Raw genomic sequence first — 5,955 nt, forward strand, 5'->3', positions numbered from 1 at the left:
TAGCATTTGGAGAAATGCGAGGCCGAGACGAAGCCGCAGGCCAGCGCCACGTCGATCACCGACATGTTGGTCTGGAGCAGCAGCAGCCGCGCGCGGTTGAGGCGCAGCTCGACATAATAGCGCGCCGGCGAGCGGTTCAGGTATTTGCGGAACAGCCGCTCGAGCTGGCGGTTGGAAAGCCCCGCCGCGTCGGCCAGATCGTGGCGCTCCAGCGGTTCCTCCAGATGCTCTTCCATCAGCTTGATCACGGAGAGCAGCTTGGGATGGCGCACGCCGAGCCGCGCCGGCAAGGCCATGCGCTGATGGTCGTGGCGGTCGCGAATGCGCTCATGGATGAACTGGTCGGAGACCGAGGCCGCCAGCTCATGGCCATGCTGCTCGGCGATGAGATTCAGCATGAGATCGAGCGAGGCGGTGCCGCCGGAGCAGGTGAAGCGGCTGCGGTCGATCTCGAAGAGCTCGCTCGTCACCTCGATCTGGGGGAAATCCTCGGCGAAGCCCGCCATGTTCTCCCAGTGGATCGTGCAGCGATAGCCGTCCATCAGCCCGGCGCGGGCGAGGATATGCGTGCCGGTGCAGAGTGCCCCGATATCCGCACCCTGTCGCTCGCAGCGGCGCAAGGCCGCGAACAGGCCGCGATCGTTGTAGGTATGCGCGTCGATGCCGCTGCAGAGGATCACGGTGTGGAAATTGACCGCCTGATCCGCATTGCCCGAGGGATTGAGCTCGATCCCGTTGCTGGCCGCGACCGGCTTGCCATCGGAAGAGAACAGATGCCAGCGATAGAGCTGACGCCCGCTGGCGCGATTGGCCAGACGGAGCGGCTCGACGGCCGCCGTGAAGGCGATCATCGAGAAATTGGGCACCAGCAGGAAAGCGATCTGCTGCGGCAGTTCGCGGGGAGGATCACCGAACATGGAGCGTCCAGAATGGGGGTCGGGCCAGGAAACGGGGCGCACTCTACGCTATGTCGCGAAATGAATAAATGGTGGCGTAGGGTCGCAAGACCGGAATCGACGCCGGACCGCCATTTCCGGGGCCTGCCACGCGGTCCCGGGGGCGCTTGCAACCCCTTCCCGCCACTGCCATTTTGTCCGCCGCCCAGCCCCTCCCGAGGAGGCCCACGCCCGTGGCCTTGAGACCCAAATATTCGATTATCAGCCTGATCCGGAACGCTCTTTCCTATCATCAGGATTGGCAGACGGCCTGGCGGAGCCCGGATCCCAAGCCCGAATATGACGTCATCGTCGTCGGCGGCGGCGGCCATGGCCTCGCCACGGCCTATTACCTCGCCAAGGAACATGGCATCACCAATGTCGCGGTGATCGAGAAGGGGTGGCTCGGCGGCGGCAATACCGGCCGCAACACCACGATCGTGCGCTCCAACTATCTGTGGGACGAGAGCGCGCATCTCTACGAGCACTCGCTGAAGCTCTGGGAGGGCCTGTCCCAGGATCTCAATTTCAACGTCATGTTCTCGCAGCGCGGGCTGATGAGCCTCGCGCACAACCTGGGCGACCTGCGCGAGATCAACCGGCGCGTCAACGCGATCCGCCTGAACGGCATCGATTCCGAATTCCTCGATGTCGAGCAATGCAAGGCCTATTGCCCGATCCTCAACACCGATCCCAAGTCGCGCTACCCGGTGCTGGGCGCCTCGCTGCAGCGCCGCGGCGGCACGGCGCGCCATGACGCGGTGGCCTGGGGCCTCGCCCGCGCGGCCGACGCGCGCGGCGTCGACATCATCCAGAACTGCGAGGTCACGGGCTTCCGCATCGAGAACGGTCGGGTCAAGGGTGTGGAGACCACGCGCGGCTATATCGGCGCCAAGAAGGTCGGCTGCGTCGTCGCCGGCCATGCCAGCGTCGTCGCCGGCATGGCGGGCTTCCGCCTGCCGATCGAGAGCCATCCTCTGCAAGCCATGGTGTCCGAGCCGATCAAGCCGATTCTCGACACGGTGGTGATGTCGAACGCGGTCCATGTCTATGTCAGCCAGTCCGACAAGGGCGAGTTGGTGCTGGGCGCGGGCATCGACGCCTTCAACTCCTATGCCCAGCGCGGCAGCCCCTTCATCCTCGAGCATCAGATGAACGCGCTCTGCGAGCTCTTCCCCATCTTCAGCCGCCTCAAGATGATGCGGAGCTGGGGCGGCATCGTCGACACCTGCCCGGATGCGAGCCCGATCATCGGCCGCACGCCGGTCGACGGCATGTATTTCAACTGCGGCTGGGGTACCGGCGGCTTCAAGGCCACGCCGGGCTCCGGCTGGGTCTTCGCCGACACCATCGCCAACGAGCGGCCGCACAAGCTCGCCGAGCCCTTCGCGCTCGAGCGCTTCGTCTCCGGCTATCTGATCGACGAGCATGGCGCCGCCGGCGTCGCTCATTGAAGGACCAGGCCCGATGCTGCTGATCCCCTGCCCCTATTGCGGCGCGCGCGACGAGACCGAGTTCTCCTACGGCCATGAGGCGCATATCGCGCGGCCGGAGAATCCCGACGCGCTCAACGACGCCGAGTTCGCGAACTATCTCTTCATGCGAAAGAACCCGAAGGGCGTGCATTACGAGCGTTGGATGCATGCGCGCGGCTGCCGGCGCTGGTTCAACGTCGCGCGCCATACCGTGTCGCACCGGATTCTCGCCGTCTACAAGATGGGCGAGCCGCCGCCCACGGGGCTGTCGTGAGGAGCGCGCGCCAATGAGCCGCCAGAGCCACCGCCATCCCGAGCGCGGCCGCATCGATCGCGACCAGCCGCTGCGCTTCACCTTCAACAACCGCACCTATTACGGCTACAAGGGCGACACGCTGGCCTCGGCGCTCGTCGCCAACGGCGTGGCGCTGGTCGGGCGCAGCTTCAAATATCACCGCCCGCGCGGGATCATGACCGCCGGCTCCGAGGAACCGAACGCGCTGGTGCAGCTGGGCGAAGGCGCGCGCACCGAGCCCAACATCCGGGCGCCCCAGATCGAGCTCTTCGACGGGCTGGTCGCGGCGAGCCAGAATTGCTGGCCCTCGGTCGATCTCGATATCGGCGAGACCAACAGCCTGCTCTCGCGCATCTTCCCGGCCGGCGTCTACTACAAGACCTTCATGTGGCCGAAGAGCGCCTGGATGAAATACGAATATTTCATCCGCAAGGCCGCGGGCCTGGGCGTCGGCCCGACCGAGCCCGATCCCGACCGCTACGACAAGCAATTCACCCATTGCGACGTGCTGGTGGTGGGCGGCGGTCCGGCCGGCCTGGCCGCGGCGCTCGCCGCCGGCCGCAGCGGGGCCCGTGTCATCCTCGCCGACGAGCAATCGGAGTTCGGCGGCCAGCTGCTTTCGAGCCCCTCCGAAACGATCGACGGCAAGCCCGCGGCCGCATGGGTCGCGAGTGCCACCGCCGAATTGGCGGCGATGCCCGAGGTGAAGCTCCTCGCCCGCACCACCGCCTTCGGCTATTACGATTACAACTATGTCGCCATGATCGAGCGCGTGACCGACCATCTGGGGCCGGGCGTCAAGGGCCCGCGCCAGCGCCTGTGGCGCGTCCGCGCCAAGCAGGTCGTGCTGGCGGCGGGCGCGATCGAGCGGCCGCTGGTCTTCGCCGACAATGACCGTCCCGGCACGATGCTGGCCTCGGCCGCCCGCGCCTATCTCAACCGCTACGGCACGACGCCGGGGCACAAGACCGTGCTCTTCACCAACAATGACGGCGCCTATCGCGCCGCCCTCGATCTCGCCGAGGCGGGCGCCACGGTCTCGGCCATCATCGATCTCCGCGCCGAGCCCAAGGGCGAGCTGGTCCAGGCCGCGCGCGCCAAGGGCATCGAGCTGCTGGCGGGCCACGCGATCACCGGCACCGCCGGCCATAAGCGCATCAAGGGCGTCAAGGTCATGGCGCTCAACGCCGCGGGCGACGCCGTCGGCGGCGGTGCCCGCCAGATCGATTGCGATGCGCTGCTGGTCTCCGGCGGTTGGAATCCGACCGTGCATCTCTATTCGCAGTCGCGCGGCTCGCTCAAATTCGACGAGGCGATCTCCTCCTTCGTGCCGGATCGGCCGCATGAAGCGACGCTGACGGCCGGCGCCATCAACGCCGCCTTCCGCACCTCCGATTGCCTGGCGCAGGGCTTCGCCGCCGGCAGCCAGGCCGCCAAGGCAGCGGGCTTCGACGAGAATGCCGGCAGCGCGCCGAGCCTGACCTCGACCGAGCCGGCCGAGGAACCGCTGCGTCCGCTCTGGCTGGTGCCGTCGGACAAGCCGCTGGGCCAGGGCGGCAAGCATTTCGTCGATCATCAGAACGACGTGACCGCGGCCGACGTGGCGCTCGCCAACCGCGAAGGCTATCGCTCGGTCGAGCATCTCAAGCGCTACACGACCATGGGCATGGGCACCGACCAGGGCAAGACCAGCAACGTCAATGCGCTGGCGATCCTGGCGGACCTCCGCGACGCGCAGATTCCCGAGGTGGGGTTCACCACCTTCCGCGCGCCCTATACGCCGGTCACGATCGGCGCCTTCGTCGGGCATGAGAATGGCGACCTGTTCGATCCGATCCGGCGCACGCCGATGCATGGCTGGCACGAGAAGGCCGGGGCGCTCTTCGAGAATGTCGGGCAGTGGAAGCGTCCCTGGTACTACCCCAAGCATGGCGAGACCATGCATGACGCGGTCGATCGCGAGGTCAAGGCGACCCGCACCAGCGTGGGCGTCGTCGATGCCTCGACCCTGGGCAAGATCGACATTCAGGGACCCGATACCGCCAAGCTGCTCAACATGATCTACACCAACGCCTGGACCAAGCTCGAGGTCGGGCGCTGCCGCTACGGCCTCATGTGCGGCGAGGACGGCATGGTGTTCGATGACGGCGTCACCACGCGGCTGGCCGAAGGCCACTTCCTGATGAGCACCACGACGGGCAATGCAGCGCGCGTGCTGGCCTGGCTCGAGGAATGGCTGCAGACCGAATGGCCGGGCATGAAGGTGTTCTGCGCCTCCGTGACCGAGCAATGGGCAACCGTGGGCGTCAACGGCCCCATGGCGCGCCGGCTGCTGTCGGAGCTCACCACCGACATCCCGCTCGACGACGCGGCCTTCCCCTTCATGTCCTACAAGGAAGGCCATGTCGCCGGCATCCCCGCGCGGGTCATGCGCATCAGCTTCACCGGCGAGCTCACCTACGAGGTGAACGTGCCCTCGAGCTACGGCCTCGCCCTCTGGGAAGCGCTGATGGCGGCTGGCGAGAAATACGGCGTTACGCCCTACGGCACCGAGGCGATGCATGTGCTGCGCGCCGAGAAGGGCTTCATCATCGTGGGCCAGGAGACCGATGGCACCCAGACGCCGCAGGATCTCGGCATGGAATGGGCCGTCGCCAAATCCAAGCCCGACTTCCTCGGCAAGCGCGCCCATAAGCGCGCCGACACGGCCCGCCCCGACCGCAAGCACCTGGTCGGGCTCCTGACCGAGAATCCGAGCGAACTCATCCCCGAGGGCGGCCAGGTCGTGGCCGAGCTCGAGCGCAAGCCGCCGATGGCCATGATCGGCCATGTCACCTCGAGCTATTACAGCCCGAATGTCGGCCGCTCGATCGCCATGGCCGTGCTCAAGAACGGCCGCAACCGCATGGGCGACACGGTCTTCATCCCGCTGGTCGATCGCACGATCCGCGCCAAGGTGACCGAAGCCCGCTTCTTCGACATCGAAGGGACCCGCCTCAATGGTTGAGCCCTATCTGCGCCGCTCGCCCCTGGCCCATCTGGGCCTGCGCGCCCGCGCCGCCTCGCAGACCGGTCTGCTGCAGGAGGCCGAGATCGTCCTGGCCGAGCGCCCGCATCGCTGCCAGATCAATCTGCGCGGCAATGTGGTCGACCCCGCCTTCGTCGACGGCGTGCGCCAGGCGACCAACATCGCTTTGCCGCAGGCGCCCAACAGCGTCGCCCGCGCGGGCGAGCTCAGGGCTCTCTGGCT

At 67.0% G+C, this 5,955-nt stretch carries 5 protein-coding genes; 4 read left to right on the forward strand and 1 reads right to left on the reverse strand.

From position 1 onward, the window contains the following. Window positions 1–917 (reverse strand): GlxA family transcriptional regulator (locus tag ACREE8_RS08245; protein ID WP_431572504.1); only part of this gene is annotated, 917 nt, incomplete at its 3' end. A 218-nt stretch (window positions 918–1,135) separates the two neighbouring features. Here ACREE8_RS08245 and ACREE8_RS08250 point away from each other — a divergent pair. The 4 genes from ACREE8_RS08250 to ACREE8_RS08265 all read left to right on the forward strand — a co-directional run. After that, a complete protein-coding gene (locus tag ACREE8_RS08250) occupies window positions 1,136–2,389 on the forward strand; it encodes a sarcosine oxidase subunit beta family protein (RefSeq protein WP_431572508.1) in 1,254 nt (417 codons plus the stop codon). A 13-nt stretch (window positions 2,390–2,402) separates the two neighbouring features. Next, window positions 2,403–2,684 (forward strand): sarcosine oxidase subunit delta, encoded by a 282-nt coding sequence (locus ACREE8_RS08255; protein ID WP_431572505.1) that lies wholly within the window; start codon window positions 2,403–2,405, stop codon window positions 2,682–2,684. A 13-nt stretch (window positions 2,685–2,697) separates the two neighbouring features. Beyond that, complete coding sequence (locus tag ACREE8_RS08260; RefSeq protein WP_431572506.1) at window positions 2,698–5,712, forward strand: sarcosine oxidase subunit alpha family protein; 3,015 nt, start codon at window positions 2,698–2,700, stop codon at window positions 5,710–5,712. Further along, window positions 5,705–5,955: hypothetical protein (locus tag ACREE8_RS08265; RefSeq protein ID WP_431572507.1), on the forward strand; the 251-nt coding region annotated here is incomplete at its 3' end. The genes ACREE8_RS08260 and ACREE8_RS08265, both read left to right, overlap by 8 nt.

It is taken from the genome of Hypericibacter sp., assembly GCF_050729195.1.
Classification (GTDB): Bacteria; Pseudomonadota; Alphaproteobacteria; order Dongiales; family Dongiaceae; genus Hypericibacter.

What these genes read in the sequence shown, in the direction of transcription:
- ACREE8_RS08260 (WP_431572506.1), top strand. Translation starts at nt 2,698, where the DNA reads ATGAGCCGCCAGAGCCACCGCCATCCCGAGCGCGGCCGCATCGATCGC.
- ACREE8_RS08255 (WP_431572505.1), top strand. Translation starts at nt 2,403, where the DNA reads ATGCTGCTGATCCCCTGCCCCTATTGCGGCGCGCGCGACGAGACCGAG.